Origin of the sequence: Mesorhizobium sp. B1-1-5 (assembly GCF_006443065.1) — a bacterium.
Lineage (GTDB): Bacteria > Pseudomonadota > Alphaproteobacteria > Rhizobiales > Rhizobiaceae > Mesorhizobium.
Genome location: NZ_VFWS01000023.1, coordinates 1 through 18,448 on the forward strand (window position 1 = coordinate 1; position 18,448 = coordinate 18,448).

General features: G+C 63.5%; 18 protein-coding genes. 10 read left to right on the forward strand and 8 right to left on the reverse strand.

Going from position 1 to position 18,448, the window contains the following annotated elements:
* Window positions 1-253: P-II family nitrogen regulator (locus FJ980_RS10785; protein ID WP_140542878.1), on the reverse strand; the 253-nt coding region annotated here is incomplete at its 3' end.
* A 346-nt stretch (window positions 254-599) separates the two neighbouring features.
* Between FJ980_RS10785 and FJ980_RS10790 the strand changes: the two genes are divergently transcribed.
* Entirely contained in the window at window positions 600-2,117 is a 1,518-nt protein-coding gene (locus tag FJ980_RS10790; RefSeq protein ID WP_140542879.1) for an NAD(P)H-hydrate dehydratase, read from the forward strand.
* Between the two features lie 66 nt (window positions 2,118-2,183).
* Here FJ980_RS10790 and waaF read toward each other — a convergent pair whose 3' ends face one another.
* From waaF to FJ980_RS10805, 3 genes are read right to left on the reverse strand one after another with little or no spacing between them, the layout of a single operon-like run.
* Window positions 2,184-3,200, reverse strand: a complete 1,017-nt coding sequence (gene waaF, locus FJ980_RS10795) for a lipopolysaccharide heptosyltransferase II (protein ID WP_246676390.1) — start codon at window positions 3,198-3,200, stop codon at window positions 2,184-2,186.
* Window positions 3,201-3,257: 57 nt separating this feature from the next.
* Entirely contained in the window at window positions 3,258-4,199 is a 942-nt protein-coding gene (locus tag FJ980_RS10800) for a glycosyltransferase (protein ID WP_140542880.1), read from the reverse strand.
* 19 nt (window positions 4,200-4,218) lie between these two features.
* A complete protein-coding gene (locus FJ980_RS10805; protein ID WP_140542881.1) occupies window positions 4,219-5,751 on the reverse strand; it encodes an acyl-CoA carboxylase subunit beta in 1,533 nt (510 codons plus the stop codon).
* 146 nt (window positions 5,752-5,897) lie between these two features.
* Between FJ980_RS10805 and FJ980_RS10810 the strand changes: the two genes are divergently transcribed.
* Both FJ980_RS10810 and FJ980_RS10820 read left to right on the forward strand, forming a co-directional pair.
* Entirely contained in the window at window positions 5,898-6,134 is a 237-nt protein-coding gene (locus tag FJ980_RS10810) for a transcriptional regulator (RefSeq protein WP_140542882.1), read from the forward strand.
* A 466-nt stretch (window positions 6,135-6,600) separates the two neighbouring features.
* A complete protein-coding gene (locus tag FJ980_RS10820; RefSeq protein ID WP_181181170.1) occupies window positions 6,601-8,040 on the forward strand; it encodes a DEAD/DEAH box helicase in 1,440 nt (479 codons plus the stop codon).
* 72 nt (window positions 8,041-8,112) lie between these two features.
* Here the strand turns inward: FJ980_RS10820 and FJ980_RS10825 are convergent, their stop codons facing one another.
* The gene (locus tag FJ980_RS10825; RefSeq protein WP_140542884.1) at window positions 8,113-9,102 is read right to left on the reverse strand and encodes an alpha/beta fold hydrolase; all 990 of its coding nucleotides are present in this window, start codon (window positions 9,100-9,102) and stop codon (window positions 8,113-8,115) included.
* A 69-nt stretch (window positions 9,103-9,171) separates the two neighbouring features.
* Window positions 9,172-10,020 carry an SDR family NAD(P)-dependent oxidoreductase gene (locus FJ980_RS10830; RefSeq protein WP_095765482.1) on the reverse strand — a complete coding sequence of 283 codons (849 nt, stop codon included), beginning with the start codon at window positions 10,018-10,020 and terminating at the stop codon, window positions 9,172-9,174.
* Between the two features lie 191 nt (window positions 10,021-10,211).
* On the opposite strand from FJ980_RS10830, the gene FJ980_RS10835 reads away from it, so the two are divergent.
* The 5 genes from FJ980_RS10835 (at window position 10,212) to FJ980_RS10855 (ending at window position 14,005) form a co-directional block, all read left to right on the forward strand.
* Window positions 10,212-11,246: a cysteine synthase A gene (locus tag FJ980_RS10835; protein ID WP_140542885.1), complete on the forward strand. Its 1,035-nt coding sequence runs from the start codon at window positions 10,212-10,214 to the stop codon at window positions 11,244-11,246.
* The gene (locus FJ980_RS10840; protein ID WP_140542927.1) at window positions 11,246-11,989 is read left to right on the forward strand and encodes an alanyl-tRNA editing protein; all 744 of its coding nucleotides are present in this window, start codon (window positions 11,246-11,248) and stop codon (window positions 11,987-11,989) included. Before FJ980_RS10835 ends, FJ980_RS10840 begins: the two co-directional genes overlap by 1 nt.
* A gap of 30 nt (window positions 11,990-12,019) precedes the next feature.
* Window positions 12,020-12,871 (forward strand): 3-mercaptopyruvate sulfurtransferase, encoded by an 852-nt coding sequence (gene sseA / locus FJ980_RS10845; protein WP_140542886.1) that lies wholly within the window; start codon window positions 12,020-12,022, stop codon window positions 12,869-12,871.
* The gene (locus FJ980_RS10850; RefSeq protein WP_140542928.1) at window positions 12,871-13,434 is read left to right on the forward strand and encodes a GNAT family N-acetyltransferase; all 564 of its coding nucleotides are present in this window, start codon (window positions 12,871-12,873) and stop codon (window positions 13,432-13,434) included. Before sseA ends, FJ980_RS10850 begins: the two co-directional genes overlap by 1 nt.
* Before the next feature lie 103 nt (window positions 13,435-13,537).
* Window positions 13,538-14,005, forward strand: a complete 468-nt coding sequence (locus FJ980_RS10855) for a DUF1203 domain-containing protein (protein WP_140542887.1) — start codon at window positions 13,538-13,540, stop codon at window positions 14,003-14,005.
* Window positions 14,006-14,435: 430 nt separating this feature from the next.
* On the opposite strand, the gene ald is transcribed toward FJ980_RS10855, so the two are convergent.
* Window positions 14,436-15,551 (reverse strand): alanine dehydrogenase, encoded by a 1,116-nt coding sequence (ald, locus tag FJ980_RS10860; RefSeq protein WP_140542888.1) that lies wholly within the window; start codon window positions 15,549-15,551, stop codon window positions 14,436-14,438.
* A gap of 206 nt (window positions 15,552-15,757) precedes the next feature.
* On the opposite strand from ald, the gene FJ980_RS10865 reads away from it, so the two are divergent.
* A complete protein-coding gene (locus tag FJ980_RS10865; RefSeq protein ID WP_040982960.1) occupies window positions 15,758-16,231 on the forward strand; it encodes an Lrp/AsnC family transcriptional regulator in 474 nt (157 codons plus the stop codon).
* Here FJ980_RS10865 and FJ980_RS10870 read toward each other — a convergent pair.
* On the reverse strand, window positions 16,228-16,887 hold the full coding sequence (locus FJ980_RS10870) for a 5-formyltetrahydrofolate cyclo-ligase (RefSeq protein ID WP_140542889.1): 660 nt from the start codon (window positions 16,885-16,887) through the stop codon (window positions 16,228-16,230). The genes FJ980_RS10865 and FJ980_RS10870 overlap by 4 nt on opposite strands.
* A 173-nt stretch (window positions 16,888-17,060) precedes the next feature.
* On the opposite strand from FJ980_RS10870, the gene FJ980_RS10875 reads away from it, so the two are divergent.
* Entirely contained in the window at window positions 17,061-18,326 is a 1,266-nt protein-coding gene (locus FJ980_RS10875; RefSeq protein WP_140542890.1) for an NAD(P)/FAD-dependent oxidoreductase, read from the forward strand.
* Window positions 18,327-18,448: the final 122 nt, after the last annotated feature.

An 18,448-nucleotide genomic window follows, 5' to 3' on the forward strand; every position in this document is an offset into this window, starting at 1 on the left:
GCCCGGTCTGGGCCGCCTTGCGGATGGCTTCGATGGCGCCTTCGACCGCATCGTCGCCGAGCACGACCTCGATCTTCACCTTGGGCAGGAAGTCGACGACATATTCGGCGCCGCGATAAAGCTCGGTATGGCCCTTCTGGCGGCCGAAACCCTTGGCTTCGGTGACGGTGATGCCTTGCAGTCCGGCCTCCTGAAGCGCTTCCTTCACTTCGTCCAGCTTGAATGGCTTGATGATCGCTTCGATCTTTTTCATGTAAAAAGTGGCCTCCACTGCCAAGAAAACGGGTTGTGTGCCCCGCTTGCGCCTTCATCAAGCACGAAGCGTGCCAATCCTGAGGAGTGCAGACGGTGAGGGGCGTTTTCGCGCCCATGCCGCGTCCGGATGCAAATTCGCGTCATCGGCTGCATCGGATGCGTCATGGACGCCCAAACCGTATACATCGCTCCTCCTCGCGTCTGCGCAAAAAATGGGCAGACAGCGCAATTTGCAGGCTGAACCCCTCCCGGATGCGACCGCATTTGCAAGACAATGCGCGGTCATTGGTTTGCTTCGAACCGAAAACTGGACAATGCTTGATCGCATGGAGATCGGCAATCCCATGCGCAATGAACTTCTATCGCCGGCCGAAATGGCCGAGGCCGACAGGCTGACAATCGCGGCCGGACCGCTCGACGGCTATCGCTTGATGCTACGCGCGGGCGAGGCGGTCGCGGCCGTCGTGCTGGCGCGCTATCCTGGCGCGAAGAAGGTGCACGTGCTGTGCGGCCCCGGCAACAATGGCGGCGACGGCTACGTCGTGGCGCGGCTGCTGGCCGAGGCCGGCGTCGATGTGGCCCTGTGGGCGTCGGGCGAACCGAAGGCAGGCAGCGACGCCGCGCTCGCGGCGGCTGATTGCGCTCTGGAGCGGCACCCGCTTTCAGCCTTCACCGCGGAAGCTGGATCGCTGGTTGTCGACGCGATCTATGGCGCGGGCCTGTCGAAGCCTCTTGCCGGCGACGCCAAAGGCGCGGTCGAAATCGCGACGGGCATGAACCTGCCGGTTGTCGCGATCGACCTGCCTTCGGGCGTTTCAGGCGAAAGCGGCCAAGTCCTCGGCTCGGCATTTTGCGCGGCTCTCACGGTGACCTTCGCACGAAAGAAGCCTGGGCATCTGCTGCTGCCTGGCCGCGAGCGATGCGGCGAGATCGTGGTGGCCGACATCGGCATCCGGGACGAGATCATCGACGAGGTCGCGCCGCGGGCCTTTGAGAACCGCCCCGGGCTCTGGATCGCAAGCTTTCCCGCGCCCGCCCTCGACACGCACAAATACAAGCGCGGCCATACCAGCGTCTTTTCGGGCGGACCATCCGCGACGGGCGCGGCGCGCCTATCGGCACTTGCGGCCGCAAGAAGCGGAGCAGGGGCCGTCACCGTGCTGTCGCCCGCCAACGCAATGCAGGTCAATGCGGCGCATCTGACCTCGATCATGCTGCGCAAGGTCGACGCGATCGAGGACGTGCATGATCTTATCGGCGATCGCCGGCCGTCCGCCTTCGTCCTCGGCCCCGGCTTCGGCATCGGTGACAAGGCGCGCGATTTCACGCTGGCCGTGCTCGCCAAAAACCGCCAGGACGGCGGCGTCGAGGGCCTCGTGCTCGACGCCGACGGCATCACGTCTTTCCGCAATGTGGCCTCGACGCTGTTCGAGGCAGCCGGCAGACCGGACGCGCCGGCGTTGATCATGACGCCGCATGAGGGTGAGTTCGGCAGGTTGTTTGCGGACGTTGCCGGCAACAAGGCGTTGTCGAAGCTGGCCAAGGCACGCGAAGCCGCGCGGCGCGCCAACGCCGTGATCGTCTACAAGGGCGCCGACAGCGTGATCGCCGCGCCGGACGGCCGCGCCGCGATCAACAGCAATGGCGCGCCCTGGCTTGCCACCGCCGGTTCGGGCGACGTGCTGGCGGGCATCATTGCCGGGCTTCTCGCGCAAGGCATGCCGGCCTTCGAAGCGGCTTGCGCGGCGGTCTGGATCCATGCCGAAGCCGGCAGCCGCTTCGGGCCGGGTTTGATTGCAGAAGACCTGCCTCTGGCCATGGTGCCGGTTCTTCGCGAACTGGCGCAGAGCGCTGTCCAATGAAGCGGCGCGCCCCAGCCGGCATGGGCGCGGGTTTCGGCGCGGCAGCCGGGGAATAGGTCAGGCAATCTAGCTGGGGCGCGGCTGCCTCACGGCGTCGGCCAAAGCGGCAAGAACGCGTTGCTCGCTGACACCGCGTGTGTCCTGGACCCAACTCGGTGTCGAAATCGGCGGCTCGAGATAGCGCACCTGTTCGTTCACCGGTCCGGTCTCATAGGAGCGGGTCGATCCGAAGATAAGCACGCATGGTCCGCCCAAGGCTGCGGCCGCATGGCAGAGCCCGCCATCGACGCCGAGAAACGCAGTCGAGGCGGCGATCTGGCATATGGCGTCGGTCAGTTGCGGTGTCGATGTGAAATCCACCGCCTCGGGGAGCGCAGCCCGGATCTGAGCCGCGGCCTCGCGCTCGCGCGGGCCGCCGATGAGCCAGACCGACCAGCCGCGCCGGGCGTGATCCTGCGCGACCGAGATAAAGCGCTCCGCCGGCCATGAGCGAAAGTTGCTGAAAGCCGAGGTGTAGAGCGCCAGCGCCGACCTCGCCGGATCGATTCCATGCTGGGCGCGCCAATCGGAAAGTTCCTCGGCTGAGACCGCCATTTGCGGCGCGGGCAGGCGCATGTCATCGCCAGGTTTCTCGCCCAGCATCGCGATCGCGCAAACTTGCTCGAACAACCTTGTCTTGCGCGGGCCGAACGCCACGAAGCTCTTCGGCCAGCCGGCGGGAAGGCGGTTGATGATGCCGAACTGGAACTCGCGCGGATAGCCGATGCGTTCCGGAATTCCGGCGAGCCACGGCACCAGCGAAGCCTTGGTGCTGCTGGTGAGCATATAGGCCGCCTGGTAGTTCTCCTTGCGGATTTCGCGTGCCAGACCCGCGCGCTCTTTCAGCCCGGGCTTCCAGTGCTTCTCAATGATCCAGGTCTTGCGGATATGCGGCATCAGCCGCGCCAGCGGCGCGGCGAGTGGCGAGGTGGCGACGTCGATCGGATGCCCGGGAAATTTCTCCGCCAGAATCTGGATTGCCGAATGGCAACGGATGAAATCACCGATCGCCGGCAAGCAGAAGACGAGGATGGGACGCAACAAGCGCTACCTTTTCGATCCGGAACAGCCGCTGCCAATAGCGAGCATGACGGTGATTTGTCACGGAAGCGCTTCGCCATCAAGGATGCGGTGATAGAGCTCCAGATAGGCTTTCGCCGTTTTCTCGATCGGGAACCTGTCCGCCGCAGACTGGCGGCACCTTTGCGCCGGCAGGTCTCCGATCTCGACAAGGGCGCACCCGAACTCCTCGTCGGACTCGAAGAAGCGTCCGGTATCCGCATCGACGGTTTCCACGAGCGCGCCGCGCGGCGTGGTGAGCACGGGCGTGCCGCACAGCATGGCCTCGACCTGCGCCATGCCGAACGGCTCCTCCCAGGAGATCGGGTTGAGGAATGCCTTCGATTCGCCCAGCAGACGCAATTTGTCCTGGCCGTCGACCATGCCGTGAAACCGATAGCGAGCGGAAAGGCTCTTGAAGAACACGCCCTCGCGGCGCGTCTTGCTGCGGCCGAGCAGCTTCCAGCGCGAGCCGCCGGCGATGTCGAGGGTGAAGTCGAATTTCTTCGCCAAGTCCACCGCCCGGTTCAGCCCCTTTCCGGCCCGGGCGATGGCCGCCATGAAAAACAGATGGTCGTTCTTCGACGGCGCCAGCTGATAGGCGTCCACCGGAAAGCCGTTATAGACGAAGGTCTTGCGGCCATGCAGCTCGGCATGGCGGGCGCTGAGGAAATTCCAGTTGGGCTGTGGCCGCGGATAATCCGGAAGATGGCCGTGCTCGGTGTTGAGCGTCGGAAAGGGTACCTCGACCTTCCAGGCGTGGAGATTGACGATCTGGGTTTCGCGTGGGATCGCCGCCCGGCATTCGGCATCGCTGATCGCATGCCTGACCTCGCAGAGCGGATGCGACGACCCCGGCGCGGCGATCAGGACCACATGGTGGCCGAGCCTGACCAGTTCGGTGATCAGCCATTCGACCTGGCGCTGTGTGCCGCCATACCCCATCGCTGGAATAAGGCTCTGGGCTGCAAGGGTTATGCGCATTTCTTATCGGTGCAGCTTTTCACAACGGAATGTTGTCGTGCTTCTTCCAAGGATTCTGCATGTCCTTGTTGCGCAGCATGCGCAGCGCTCGCGCTACGCGGCGCCTGGTCGAATGCGGCATGATCACCTCGTCGACATAGCCGCGTTCGGCGGCGACGAAGGGCGACAGGAAGCGGTCCTCGTAAGTCTTTGTATGGGCGGCGATTTTCTCCGGATCGCCGATATCCTTGCGATAGATGATCTCGACCGCGCCCCTGGCGCCCATCACCGCGATCTGCGCCGTCGGCCAGGCATAGTTCATATCGCCGCGCAGATGCTTCGAGGCCATCACGTCATAGGCGCCGCCATAAGCCTTGCGGGTGATGACGGTGATCTTCGGCACAGTCGCCTCGGCATAGGCGAAAAGCAGCTTGGCGCCATGCTTGATCAGCCCGCCATATTCCTGCGCGGTGCCCGGCAGGAAGCCCGGCACGTCGACGAAAGTGACGATTGGAATGGAAAAACAATCGCAGAAGCGCACGAAGCGCGCCGCCTTGCGGCTGGCGTCGGAATCGAGCACGCCGGCCAGCACCATCGGCTGGTTGGCGACGAAACCGACGGTGCGGCCCTCGACGCGGCCGAAGCCTGTGACGATGTTCTTGGCGAAACTCTGCTGGATCTCGAAGAAATCGCCTTCGTCCGCGACCTTCAGGATCAGCTCCTTGATGTCGTAGGGCTTGTTGGCATTATCGGGGATCAGCCGGTCGAGCGACAGGTCGTGGTCCGTCACCGACTGGTAGCACTCGATTTCCGGGATTTCGGCCGTGTTCGACGCTGGCAAAAGATCGACCAGCCGGCGCATCTGCAGCAGCGCCTCGACATCATTGTCATAGGCGCCGTCGGCGATGGAGGATTTGGTGGTGTGGACGGACGCGCCGCCGAGGCTTTCGGCGGTCACCGTCTCGTTGGTCACGGTCTTCACCACGTCCGGTCCGGTGACGAACATGTAGGATGTATCGCGCACCATGAAGATGAAATCGGTCATGGCGGGCGAATAGACGTCGCCGCCGGCGCAGGGACCCATGATCAGCGAGATTTGCGGGATGACGCCGGATGCGAGCACATTGCGCTGGAAGATCTCCGCGTAGCCGCCAAGCGCCGCCACGCCTTCCTGGATGCGTGCGCCGCCGGCGTCATAGAGGCCGATGATCGGCGCGCGATTGCGCAGCGCCATCTCCTGGACCTTGATGACCTTCTCCGCATGCGCTTCCGACAGCGAGCCGCCGAACACGGTGAAATCCTTGGCGAAGATATAGACCGGGCGCCCGTTGACGGTCCCCCAGCCGGTGACGACGCCGTCGCCGGCGATCTTGGTCTTCTCCATGCCGAAATCGGTCGAACGATGCTCGACATACATGTCGAACTCCTCGAACGAGCCCTCGTCGAGGAAGATCTCGATACGCTCGCGCGCGGTGAGCTTGCCCTTCTTGTGCTGCGCCTCGATGCGGTCCTTGCCGCCGCCCATGCGGGCAATCTCACGGCGGCGCTCGAGTTCTTTCAGCACGTCTTTCATCGCTGCTTCCCAAAAAGGATAAGTGATTTGTGGTAATGGGGAGGGCAGAGGAGCGCAAGCGCTCCATTTCGCCCGGGTCTCCAAGCTCGCGCAACCGTCAGTGGGCGATCTTGGCAGTCAGCAGTCGGATATGGCAGAATGAAACGATGAAGAACAACGTGGAAATATCCGAGGACTTGAACCGCAGGATCGAAATGCTGACCTCGCGTTCGACACTCACTCGCGATCAGATCATTGAGGATGCCCTATCTCACGGCCGCTCGCTCGCGTGGCAGGAAAAGTGGATCGCCGGCATTCAGGCCGGAATAGACGCGGCCGATCGTGGCGACTTCGCAAATGAAGAAGAGATAGCAGCCGTTTTGAACAAATACGGTCAGGTATAACGATCTGTGCGGATTGTCTGGACCCGACACTATCTGATCGAGCTTGCATCAATCGGCGACTATATCGGCCAACACAACCCACGGGCCGCTGCCCGGGTCGTCAACGAGATCCATTCGAAAACAGCTCGTAAACGGCTGCTCATTTATTGCACCGCAACATGACGCCCCTTGCAATTCGGGACGAACTCAGCCATATGCAGCGGCATAGGCGCTTGGGCCGGGATATCCGGCCTTCTCGACGAATGAGACTGGTTGCGTCTGTTTTCCCTCTTTCCGGCAATCGGCCCTGGTCGATCGGCAAGCTGGCGAAAAAGCCCCGAGGCATGATGCTTGCGGGCACGACAGCGCAGCCGCGCGGACGGAACCGTCCGCCGCCTTGTCGTTCCATGACAATTTATCCGACGGCAGGTTGCGCCCTGCCGCCATTGATGTTTGCGGCCACAAGGCCGCGTGAAAGAAGATTATTTTGACCAACGAAAACACAGCGGAACTGAACGGTTTCGCAGCACTTGGGATTTCGGGCGCGCTGCTCAAGGCGACCCATGCCGCCGGCTTCACCGATCCGAAGCCGATCCAGACGCAGGCGATCCCGCCGCAGCTCGAGGGGCGCGATATTTTCGGTATCGCCCAGACCGGTTCGGGCAAGACGGCGGCCTTCGCGCTGCCGATTCTCTCGAAGATCATCGGCCTCGGCACCAAGCGCCGGCCGAAGACGACGCGGGCGCTCATCCTGGCGCCGACGCGCGAGCTCGCCGTGCAGATCGAGGACACCATCAAGATCCTCGCCAAGGGCGCGCATGTCTCGACCGCGCTGGTGCTGGGCGGCGTCTCGCGCTTCAGCCAGGTCAAGAAGGTTGCGCCCGGCGTCGACATTCTGATCGCCACGCCCGGCCGCCTGACCGACCTGGTGCGCGAGGGCGACCTCATCCTTGCCGACACCAAATGGCTGGTGCTCGACGAGGGCGACCGCATGCTCGACATGGGCTTCATCAACGACGTCAAGCGTATCGCCAAGGCGACCGCGCCGGACCGGCAGACGGCACTGTTCTCGGCTACCATGCCCGATGAGATCGCCGAGCTCGCCAAGGGCTTGCTGAAGAACCCCGTCCGTATCGAAGTCTCGCCGCAAAGCACCGCTGCGGTCGAGATCGTGCAGAGCTTGGTGCTTGCCCGCACCAAGCAGAAACGCCAGGTGCTGTCCAAGATGCTGGCCGACGAGGCGATGCGTTCGGTGATCGTGTTCTCGCGCACCAAGCATGGTGCCGACCGCGTCACCAAGGACCTTGCCCGTGACGGTTTCGAGGCGGCCGTCATCCACGGCAACAAGTCGCAGAACGCGCGCCAGAAGGCGCTCAACGATTTCCGCGACGGCTCGGTGCGCATCCTTGTCGCGACCGATATCGCGGCGCGCGGCATCGACGTGCCCGGTATCAGCCATGTCGTGAATTTCGACTTGCCCGACGAAGCGGAGAGCTACGTCCATCGTATCGGCCGCACCGGCCGCAACGGCAGGGACGGTATTGCGATCACGCTGTGCGATCCTTCGGAAAACGCCAAGCTGCGGCAGGTCGAGCGCATCATCCGCATGAAGCTGCCGGTCGTTGCCGACCATCTCGGCAGCCCGGATCCGCAGCGCGACCCCAGGGAAAAGGCCGAGCGTCATTTCGAACCGGCCAATGACCGCGAGCATCACGGCGCCCGCCGCGATGGCCGCCGCCCGGGCAACGGTGGCGACAACAAGCGTTTCGGCGGCAAGCCTCATGGCGAGCGCGCTCCGAAGCCGCAGGGCGAACGCCCGGCCGCGGCCAAGCCGAACGGCTCGAGCAAGCCCGACGGCTTCAAGCGCTTCAAAGGTAACAACAAGCGCCGCTTCGGCGGCAAGCGTCCGGCGAACCGGGCCGCTTGAGCCTAGTAGAATCACGCGAACAGGAACGGCCGGAGCGATGCTTCGGCCGTTTTTCATTCCATTGGGCTGACTTCACTGGCCTGACTGCTGCTGCATCAGCGCCTTCACCCACACCACGATACGCTGGGTAAGGAAGGCTGTGGTCTGCGGCGACAGCACATCGCCGGCGATGACGTGATTGTCCGGATCGCCGGTGTCGTCGACCGGCACCAGCTCGTGCGGACCGCCCCAGCGCCCGGCGATCTCGCGCGTGCGGTCCGGCCGCACCACCTTGTCGGCATCCGAGAAGATAAAGAGGGCAGGGATTTTCGCCTTCTCGACCGGCGCCTCATAGGCGAGATTGGTGAGCGCGGCCATCGGCAGCACCGCCTTCATGGGATATTTGGTGGTCCAGAATTTCTCGTGCAGCGCGTTGCGCGCGGGGAAGCTGCGCTCCTTGCCGCCGACAAGCTCGGCGATTTGTCTGCCCCAGGGCATGGTGAGAACCTCGGCGCCGGAGGCCTTGACGCCGAAATTTGGCGATATGAACGCGATAGCAGCGACGCCGTCCGATGCACCGGGCCGGGTTGCGGCCCATGCCGCCAGCGAACCGCCGGTCGAGGTCCCGATGACGATCACCTTGTCACCGATGGCACGGCCGATGGCCAAAGCCTCCTCATAGTCGTTGACCCAGGCATTGACACTGCCTTGCGCCATGGCCGCGCCGTTCTGGCCGTGGCCGGTCAGACGCGTGTAGAAGAGGTTGGCGTCCAGTTCATCCGCAATGTCGTCCGGCAAGGGGCGGACCTCGCCCTTCGAGGCGGAAAAGCCATGGATATAGACGATGGCCAAGGGCGTCTTGGCATGGACCATCGGGTTCGCCCAGATGATCTCCTTGTCGAGCCCGTCGCGGATGTTGGGCACGGCGGCCTCTTCACGCGCCAGATAGGCCTGCGGATCGTCGCCGATCGCCGACGGATTGAACCGGATTGTGGTGTCGACCGGCACGCGTGGGCCGAGGAAGAAAACGGCTGTCAGGACGACTGCAAGGCCAAGCACCGCAAGCACGATCCGCCGCCCCATTACAGTCTCCAAGCAATGATTCTCAACCTATGGCCGTCCCCGCCGGCAGGCAATCGCCGTTTCGCCGGCTTATGCCGCCTTGTCGCGGGATGGGTTCTTGTCGCCAGGCAGCCTGCGATCGAAATGCAATGGCCGCCCCCACCAGTGGGTGGTGAGCCCGATGACGAAGCGGCCGATCGGCCGCGGCAGCAGGCCGAGCACCTTCAACGGCAAGCTAATATGGTACGGGAAGGTGACTTCGAAGCCGCCCTTCCGGATACCGCGTGCCATGCGGCGCGACGCGCGATGCACAGGCATGAGGCCCGGCATCGGCAGCTTGTTCTTTTCCGTCAGCGGCGTGTCGACGAAGCCCGGGTTGATGACCTGGATGCGGATATTCATCTTGTCGAAATCGTATTTCAGCGACTCCGCCAGGATGTTGATCGCGGCCTTGGTGCCGCCATAGGCCGCCGTGGTCGGCCAGCCGGAATAAGCGGTGACCGATCCCACCAGAACGATATGGCCGCGTCCGCGCACGCGCATATGCTCGACGACAGGCACCACGCCGTTGACGATGCCGAAATAGTTTACGGCGAAGGAGCGGTGGAAATCGCGCACAACAAGATTCTCGCCGGGGGTGGCGATGTAGTTGCCGGCGTTGAAGACGGCAAGCACGATGGGCCCCATCTGCTCCTCGATTGCGGCGGCCGTACGCGCCATGCCCTGCTCGTCGGTGACGTCGCAGGGAAAGGATTTCACATGTCCCGACATTTGCGCCGTTTCGACGACCAGCGTGTCGGCCGGATCTTCCGGCAGAGAGGTCACCGCGACGGCATAGCCTTGATTGGCAAGATCCTTGGCCAACGCGCGCCCAAGCCCGCTGCTGCCGCCCGTGATCCAGGCGACACCGTCCTTCGGATTGGCCCGGTAGAGTGTCATGTGATGTCCTGCGAATGTTCGGGCTTGCTGTAGCGGCGAAGAAATCGAATGAAAAGAGCGCTTTTGCGCTTGGCGTTGAAATGATCGCAAGCATTGCAGCGTCCAGAATGCGACTGGACCAGACAAAATCTTACCTTGAAACCGGGGCGTCCGGTTTTTAGGGTCTCGCCGCACACATAAAGGAATCCCGCATGCCCCGTTCTGTGATCGAAGCAATCGGCAACACGCCGCTGATCCGGCTCAACAAGGCTTCGGAAGCGACCGGCTGTGAGATCCTCGGCAAAGCCGAGTTCATGAATCCGGGGCAATCGGTAAAGGATCGGGCCGGCCTGTTCATCATCCGCGATGCCGAGCAGCGCGGCCTGCTCAAGCCAGGGGGGTTGATCGTCGAAGGGACTGCCGGCAACACCGGCATCGGTTTGACATTGGTCGCCAAGGCGCTTGGCTACCGCACCGTCATCGTCATCCCCGACACGCAGAGCCAGGAAAAGAAGGACACGATCAAGATCCTGGGCGCGGAGCTCATCGAAGTGCCGGCGGTGCCCTACAAGAACGCCAACAATTACATAAAACTGTCCGGCCGCCTTGCCGAGCAACTGGCGCGCTCGGAGCCGAACGGCGCGATCTGGGCCAACCAGTTCGACAATGTCGCCAACCGCGACGGCCACGTCCGCACGACTGCCCAGGAGATATGGGCTCAGACCGGCGGCAAGATCGATGGCTTCGTCTCGGCAGTGGGCTCCGGCGGCACGCTTGCGGGTGTTGCGCTCGGGCTCAAGGGCAAGAGCAAGGACGTCAAGATCGCGCTCGCCGACCCGCTGGGTGCCGCCCTCTACAGTTTCTACACCAGCGGCGAGTTGAAATCCGACGGCAGCTCGATCACCGAAGGTATCGGCCAGGGCCGCATTACCGCCAATCTGGAAGACTTCACGCCGGATTTCTCCTATCAGATCCCGGACGAGGAAGCGTTGCCCATCATTTTCGACCTGATCCAGGAAGAGGGGCTCTGCGTCGGCGGCTCGACCGGCATCAACATCGCCGGCGCCGTCCGGCTGGCGCGCGAGCTCGGACCCGGCCACACCATCGTGACGATCCTGGCCGACTACGGCACGCGCTACCAGGCCAAGCTCTTCAATCCGGAGTTCCTGCGCGGCAAGAACCTTCCGGTGCCGCGCTGGATGGAAGAAAAAGCCGATATTTCAGTGCCGTTCGAAAAGGTGGCATGATGGCGTATAAAACCGAGGCGCAGTTTCGCGACGACGCCTATCAGAAGACGGCGGAGGCCGAGGTCGTCGCGATCAACGATCGTGGCGGCATCCTTCTGGATCGTACAGTCTTTTATGCAACGTCCGGTGGGCAGCCGGGCGACACCGGGATATTCGAGCGCGCCGATGGCGGCCGCATTGCGATTGCCGCCACCATCACCGGCGAGACCAAGGACGAGATCGTCCATGTGCCGGCACCCGAGCAGGCGCTGCCCGCGGTCGGCGAAAAGCTGAAGCTCCTGATCGACTGGGAGCGGCGGCACCTCCTGATGCGCATGCACTCCGCCTGTCACCTGCTGACTGTCGTTTGCCCTTTCCCAATCACCGGGGCAGCGGTCGCAGAGGACGACAGCCGCGTCGACTTCGACATTCCCGACGCCGGCTTCACCAAGGAGGATGTGACGGCGAGGCTGATGGAGCTGGTGCGCGCCGACCATCCGATCTTCACCCGGCTGATCACCGACGAGGAACTCGCCGCCAATCCCGGCCTAGTCAAATCGAAGAACGTCCGGCCGCCGGTCGGCACCGGCAAGATCCGCCTGGTCTGCATCGGCGAGAGCGGCTCGATCGACAGCCAGCCATGCGGCGGAACGCATGTGAGGTCGACCGGCGAGGTCGGCGAGATTCATATCGGCAAGATCGAGAAGAAAGGCCGCGAGAACCGGCGCTTCCGCATCCGATTCGGACCGATGCCGGCGAACTGACGTTAAAGCTAGGCGGGGCAGGAGAATAAAATGGCGCAGGACAGTCCCTTCATCGTCGACGCCGATTGGCTGGAAAAGCGACTTGGCGAGCCGGGTTTCTCCATTATCGACGCTTCGTGGTATCTGCCGGCGCAAAAGCGCGACGCCCGCGCCGAATACGATGCCGCTCATATTCCGGGTGGTCGCTTCCTCGACCAGGATGCAGTGTCCGATCCGGATTCGAAACTGCCGCACACATTGGCATCGCCGCAGCACTTCGCCCAATATGTCGGCGCCATGGGCGTTTCGGCTGACGACACCATCGTCGTCTATGACGGGCCCGGCCTGTTCTCGGCACCGCGCGCCTGGTGGATGTTCCGTGTCATGGGCGTCTTCCAGGTCTACATCCTGAACGGCGGCATCGACCGCTGGAAGGCCGAGGGGCGACCCGTGACGGCCGAGCCGACAAAGATCGCGCCGAGCGTCTTTTATGCCGATTTCGATGCCGGCCGTGTTGTCGGCCTCGACGAGATGCGCAGGATCGTCGGCAGCCATGAGAGCCAGATCGCCGACGCACGCTCGGCCGGCCGCTTTGCCGGAACCGATCCGGAGCCGCGTCCGGGCGTCCGTTCGGGCCATATGCCGGGTGCGCACAACGTTCCGGTCACGGCGCTTGCCGAGAATGGCGAATTGCTGCCGAAGGATCGCCTGCGCAAGGTGATCAAGGATGCCGGCATCGACCTGTCGAAACCGGTTGTGACGTCCTGCGGCTCGGGCATCACGGCGGCGGCGATCACGCTGGCGCTCGAGACGCTCGGCCACACCGACAACCGGCTTTACGATGGATCCTGGACTGAGTGGGGCGGTCTCAGCGACACACCAGTGGTAACGGGGAAAGAATGATGGAAAACGGCGCGCTGCAGGATATCGAAGTCACGGTCACATTCCTGGAGATGCACGCGGCTCCGGCGGTTTCGCCGCCGATCCCTTACAATCGCCAGATCGCGCTGCTGAAGACGAAAGATATCCCGCTTCATTTCTACCGCTATCTGATGGATCGCGTCGGTCGCAAATGGCATTGGGTCAATGTGCTGAGGCTCAGCGACGAGGAGCTTGCCGCCGGCTTGCACCGCGAGGACCGCGACATCCGCGTGCTCTATCTCGACGGCGCTCCCGCCGGTTTCTTCGACCTGAAGCCGCATCTGCCTGACGAGGTGGAGCTCGCCTATTTCGGCATGATGGAGCATGCGCATGGTCAAGGCATCGGTCGCTGGTTCCTCGGCGCCGCCATCTCGGCGGCCTGGGCATATGGGCCAAGGCGCGTCACCGTGCAGACCTGCACGCTCGACCATCCGGCGGCTCTTCCGCTTTATCAGAAGCTGGGCTTCACGCCGGTGGCGCAGAAGAGAGAGGTCGTGCATCCGCTGACCTTCGCCGAGCGGTCGGCCAGCGTCATGCGACCCTAGAGCAATTCGAGGACTGGTGAGAAACGTTTCCGCCAGTCAGGAATCGGGTGGGAGCCGTCGTCGAGGAGGCATAATTTCCGGAGATCGACACCGGAGATCTGCCATGAGCATCCAGTTCAAAGCTTTGCCGACCGAAGCCGTGCGCGCCTTGCAGCGGGGAGGGCCCGATGCCTATGGCTGCATCCCGGAGCACCGCATTTCCGACGGCGCCGGCGTGCCATGCAGGCATTGCCTCAGGAACGTCGCCGAGGGTGATGGTTATCTGATCGTTGCCTACCGGCCGTTTCCGGAACTGCAGCCCTATGCCGAAACCGGCCCGATCTTCCTGCATGCCGAGGAATGCGAGCGCGCAGCCGAAGGGGATGCGCTGCCGGAGATGCTCGAAAGCAGCGACTATATCGTCAGGGGTTACGGCAGGGACGATCGCATCGTTTATGGCAGCGGCGCCGTCACGCCGACCGGCGAGATTGCCGCCCGCGCGCGGACGCTGTTTGGGCGCGCCGACATCGCCTACATCCATGTCCGCTCGGCCCGCAACAATTGCTATCAATGCCGCATCGAGCGGGCATGACCCAAAAAAGAAGCCCGCCGATGGTCGGGCGGGCCGTTGGAGGGTCTGACAGAAGCTGTCGGGCCAGTGCCGTCCGGGCCGGACTTATCCGACCCGGCAAGCAGCTCAGGCCGCCAGTAACGGTCCGTCTCTAGGCAACTTTCTCGTCGAGCGAATGTGAAGCATTTCACACAAGGAGCATAATCGCCGGGAAGATGGAAACCGCGCCTTCCAAGACTGTCGTATTCCCGTCGTACTACTGCGCTAAACAGTAATCGTTGATGATTTGTCGACCGCGGATGGACCGGCGGCAGATCGTGGCAGTCGAGGAAGCGGGGCTTTTTGCTCCGCTTTTTTGTTGCCAAAATTTTCGAGGGAAGCGCAGTTTCCGCGCAAGAAAAAGCCCGCCGGAATGACCCGGCGGGCGACTGAAGGAAATCGTTGCGAATTATCAGGCGGCAAGGACCGCCTTCGGTTCGACCATTTCGTAGCCGAGCGCCTCAGCGACGGCGCGGTTGGTGATCTTGCCCTTGTGGACATTGAGGCCGTTGCGCAAATGGTGGTCGTCGACCAGCGCCTTCAGGCCCTTGTCGGCGAGCTGCAGGCCATAGTGCAGCGTCGCGTTGTTGAGCGCGTGCGCCGAAGTGACCGGCACGGCGCCAGGCATGTTTGCGACGCAATAGTGGATCACGCCGTCGACCTCATAGGTCGGATCGGCGTGCGTCGTGGCATGCGAGGTCTCGAAGCAACCGCCCTGGTCGATCGCGACGTCGACCAGCACCGAGCCCTTCTTCATGCCGGAAAGCATTTCGCGGGTGACGAGCTTGGGCGCGGCGGCGCCCGGGATCAGCACGGCGCCGATGACGACGTCGGCCGAGAAGCATTCTTCCTCCAGCGCTTCGACGGTCGAGTAGCGTGTATGGACGCGGCCGCCGAAGATGTCGTCGAGCTGGCGAAGACGCGGGATCGAGCGGTCGATGATGGTGACGTCGGCGCCGAGGCCGACAGCCATCTTGGCTGCATGCAGGCCGACGACGCCGCCGCCGAGCACGGTGACCTTGCCGGGCAGCACGCCGGGCACACCGCCGAGCAGCACGCCGCGGCCGCCATTGGCCTTCTGCAGCGCAGTCGCGCCGGCCTGGATCGACAGGCGGCCGGCGACTTCCGACATCGGCGCGAGCAGCGGCAGGCCGCCGCGGTCGTCGGTCACGGTCTCATACGCGATCGCGGTGACGCCCGAGCCAAGAAGCCCCTTGGTCTGCTCCGGATCCGGAGCCAAATGGAGATAGGTGTAGAGAATCTGGCCGTCGCGCAGCTGCACCCATTCGTTGGGCTGCGGCTCCTTGACCTTGACGATCATGTCCGACTTGGAGAACACGTCGGCGGCCGTCTTGGCGATGGTGGCGCCGACGGCGCGATAGGCGTTGTCGTCGGCGCCGATGCCGGCGCCAGCACCGGTCTCGACCAGCACTTCATGGCCATGCGCGACATATTCGCGGACCGAGCCCGGCGTCAGGCCGACGCGATATTCGTGGTTCTTGATTTCCTTGGGGCAGCCGACACGCATCTTTCTTCTCCCTGTCCGCGCCCTTCAAGGGGCGCTCTCACTGTCGCTCGTGCATGTCACCGGGTCGAAAATGCGGAGGGTGGACACGCAGTAACCGCAGTCAACCACGAATCGTTCCGTATGTGTTTGCGAATGCACTTGCGGCAATGGTCGCTCTCCGATAATCGTTGCGCAAAATGACTTGAAATTCGCAGGAACTTCGAAAAATGCGGCTCGACAGGATTGATATCGCCATTCTGGAGACTTTGCAGAAGGATGGCCGGATCCCCAATGCGGCGCTCGCGGAGAAGGTCGGCCTTTCCCAATCGGCCTGTTCGCGCCGGCTCGACAATCTGGAGAAGTCCGGAACCATCCGCGGGTACCACGCGCGGCTGTCCAATTCCGCGCTCGGCCACCAGATGACGGCGATCGTGCACATATCGCTGTCGGGGCAATTCGAAAAGACGCTGTCGGATTTCGAGGCGGCGATCAAGCGCTGCCCGAACGTGCTCTCCTGCCATCTGATGTCGGGCGAATACGACTACATCCTGCGCATCGCGGCGAAGGATCTCGTCGACTATGAGCGTATCCACAAGGAATGGCTGTCGGCCATGCCGCACGTGACCAAGATCAACTCGTCCTTTGCGCTGCGCGAGATCGTCGATCGCACGGCGGTCGGGCTGCGGCCTGAGATGGCTTAAACCGCTGCGGCTTCGGTCACCACAGTAGTCATTGGGATATCGTGCGGCTGCGGGTAGATGGTCGGAATGCGCTGCAATTCGTAGCCGACGCCGATGACCAGCGGCCTGAACGGCATTGCGGCAAGCGTGCGATCGTAAAAGCCGCCGCCATAACCCAGCCGATAGTTACCTGGATCGATGCCGACGATCGGCGAGATCACGATGTCGGGCAGCACCGGGTCGCCCTCGGCCGGGATCGGAATGTTCCACACGCCCTTTTCCAACCGGTCGCCCTGTTTGTAGGCGCGAAACACTAGCGGCTGCCCCTTCTCGATGACGACGGGCAGCGCGGTGCGCCCACCGCGATCGTTGATCGAGGCCATCCAGCCACGCAGATCCGGCTCGCCGCGAAATGGCCAGTAGAGGCTGACCATCCGGCCGGCTATGTCGCCGATCAGCGCGTCGAGGCCTTTCGCGATGCGTGCCGACATGGCGGCGCGCGCATCGGCTGAAACGGCGAGGCGCCCGGTGATGAGTCGCTCACGCTCGGCCTTGCGCCATCGCCGAACATCCGTCCAGTCGGAGAGCGGCTCCCGGTATTCCGGGTCGAGTTCGTGCATGAAGCAGGGCGGTGAGGCGTATTGGGCCGGGCCTTCGTCGTCGTGTTTGTCAGCCATGCTTGGCTCCCGTCGTTTTGTTTCACGCTATACTCGCGCCTGTGCGACCGCATGTGCATTCACGACGCCGCACGACGACTCCCGGGCATGACCGTTGCCATGCGCAATATTGTTGCAGTGCACAAAAATACTTACATCATCAGTAGGATTGCACTTTGGCGAGGTGGAATGAAATGAGCGAAACCGAGCATAAAGTCGTTGTCGTCGGCGCCGGCTTCGGCGGCCTCGAACTCACGCGCGCGCTGGCGGGAGCTCCGGTGCGCATCACCATGATCGACAAGCGCAACCACCATCTCTTCCAACCGCTGCTTTACCAGGTGGCGACGACGTCGCTGGCGACCTCGGAAGTCGCCTGGCCGATCCGCCATCTTCTGCGCAGGCGCAAGGACGTGACGACGCTTCTCGGCAATGTCACCGGCGTCGACCGCGCCGGCAAGCGCGTGCTGATCGAGGACGGCAGCTCGATCCCGTATGACACGCTGGTGCTCGCCACCGGCGCTCGCCACGCCTATTTCGGCCATGACGAATGGGAGCCGTTCGCGCCGGGTCTGAAGACGCTTGAGGATGCCACGACGATCCGGCGCCGTATCCTGCTCGCTTTCGAGCAGGCCGAGCGCGAAACCGATCCGGCCAGGCGCCAGGCGCTGCTGACCCTGGCCATCGTCGGCGGCGGGCCGACCGGTGTCGAGCTCGCCGGTACCATTGTCGAGCTCGCGCATGACACGTTGCGCGGCGAGTTCCGCAACATCGACCCAAGCCAGGCGCGCGTCGTGCTGATCGAAGCCGGCGACGGGATCCTGGCCAATTTCGCGCCGCAGCTTTCCGACTATGCCCGCAAGGCGCTGGAACGGCTGGGCGTCACCGTCGAGCTCGGGCGCCCCGTCACGCACCTCGATGCCGAAGGTGTCGTCTTCGGCGACACGCGCTTGCCGGCAAGGACGATCATCTGGGCGGCTGGCGTTGCCGCTTCGCCGGCGGCCGAATGGCTGGGAGCGCCGGCCGACCGGGCGGGCAGGGTAATCGTCGAACCAGACCTCACCGTGCCGGGCAGTCCAGACATTTTCGTCATCGGCGACACCGCGCATGTGCTGCGGCCGGATGGAAGGCCGGTGCCGGGTGTGGCGCCCTCTGCCAAGCAGGAGGGCAAGCATGTTGCCGCGACGATCAAGGCGCGGCTCGCCGGCGACATGGCGACGCGTCCTTTCCAATACCGTCATGACGGCGATCTGGCGACGATCGGCAAGCGCGCCGCCGCCATCGATTTCGGCTGGATAAAGCTCACCGGCTGGCTCGCCTGGTGGCTCTGGGGCATAGCGCACATCTATTTCCTGATCGATTTCCGTAACCGCCTGGCGGTCTCGCTTAGCTGGCTATGGATATATTTTACGGGCCAGCGCAGCGCGCGCCTGATCACGCAGGGCGACGACGACAAAAGCTGATCGCCCCGCTGCAGCCTGCTTCATCGACCCGTCACCTTGTCGTGATTGAACGGCTTTCCGCGCACGTGGACTCAACGCGCCTTCAGCGCCATGCTCCGTGCCTGGGGCAAGGGGTTGTCGCG

Excerpts from the sequence above, each read along its gene's own strand:
- FJ980_RS10840 (WP_140542927.1), top strand. The coding sequence starts at position 11,246 with ATGGCGTATAAAACCGAGGCGCAGTTTCGCGACGACGCCTATCAGAAG.
- FJ980_RS10830 (WP_095765482.1), bottom strand. The coding sequence starts at position 10,020 with ATGACACTCTACCGGGCCAATCCGAAGGACGGTGTCGCCTGGATCACG.
- FJ980_RS10865 (WP_040982960.1), top strand. The coding sequence starts at position 15,758 with ATGCGGCTCGACAGGATTGATATCGCCATTCTGGAGACTTTGCAGAAG.
- FJ980_RS10875 (WP_140542890.1), top strand. The coding sequence starts at position 17,061 with ATGAGCGAAACCGAGCATAAAGTCGTTGTCGTCGGCGCCGGCTTCGGC.
- FJ980_RS10805 (WP_140542881.1), bottom strand. The coding sequence starts at position 5,751 with ATGAAAGACGTGCTGAAAGAACTCGAGCGCCGCCGTGAGATTGCCCGC.
- FJ980_RS10870 (WP_140542889.1), bottom strand. The coding sequence starts at position 16,887 with ATGGCTGACAAACACGACGACGAAGGCCCGGCCCAATACGCCTCACCG.
- sseA (WP_140542886.1), top strand. The coding sequence starts at position 12,020 with ATGGCGCAGGACAGTCCCTTCATCGTCGACGCCGATTGGCTGGAAAAG.
- FJ980_RS10825 (WP_140542884.1), bottom strand. The coding sequence starts at position 9,102 with ATGGGGCGGCGGATCGTGCTTGCGGTGCTTGGCCTTGCAGTCGTCCTG.
- ald (WP_140542888.1), bottom strand. The coding sequence starts at position 15,551 with ATGCGTGTCGGCTGCCCCAAGGAAATCAAGAACCACGAATATCGCGTC.
- FJ980_RS10810 (WP_140542882.1), top strand. The coding sequence starts at position 5,898 with ATGAAGAACAACGTGGAAATATCCGAGGACTTGAACCGCAGGATCGAA.
- FJ980_RS10850 (WP_140542928.1), top strand. The coding sequence starts at position 12,871 with ATGGAAAACGGCGCGCTGCAGGATATCGAAGTCACGGTCACATTCCTG.
- FJ980_RS10800 (WP_140542880.1), bottom strand. The coding sequence starts at position 4,199 with ATGCGCATAACCCTTGCAGCCCAGAGCCTTATTCCAGCGATGGGGTAT.
- FJ980_RS10835 (WP_140542885.1), top strand. The coding sequence starts at position 10,212 with ATGCCCCGTTCTGTGATCGAAGCAATCGGCAACACGCCGCTGATCCGG.
- FJ980_RS10790 (WP_140542879.1), top strand. The coding sequence starts at position 600 with ATGCGCAATGAACTTCTATCGCCGGCCGAAATGGCCGAGGCCGACAGG.
- FJ980_RS10855 (WP_140542887.1), top strand. The coding sequence starts at position 13,538 with ATGAGCATCCAGTTCAAAGCTTTGCCGACCGAAGCCGTGCGCGCCTTG.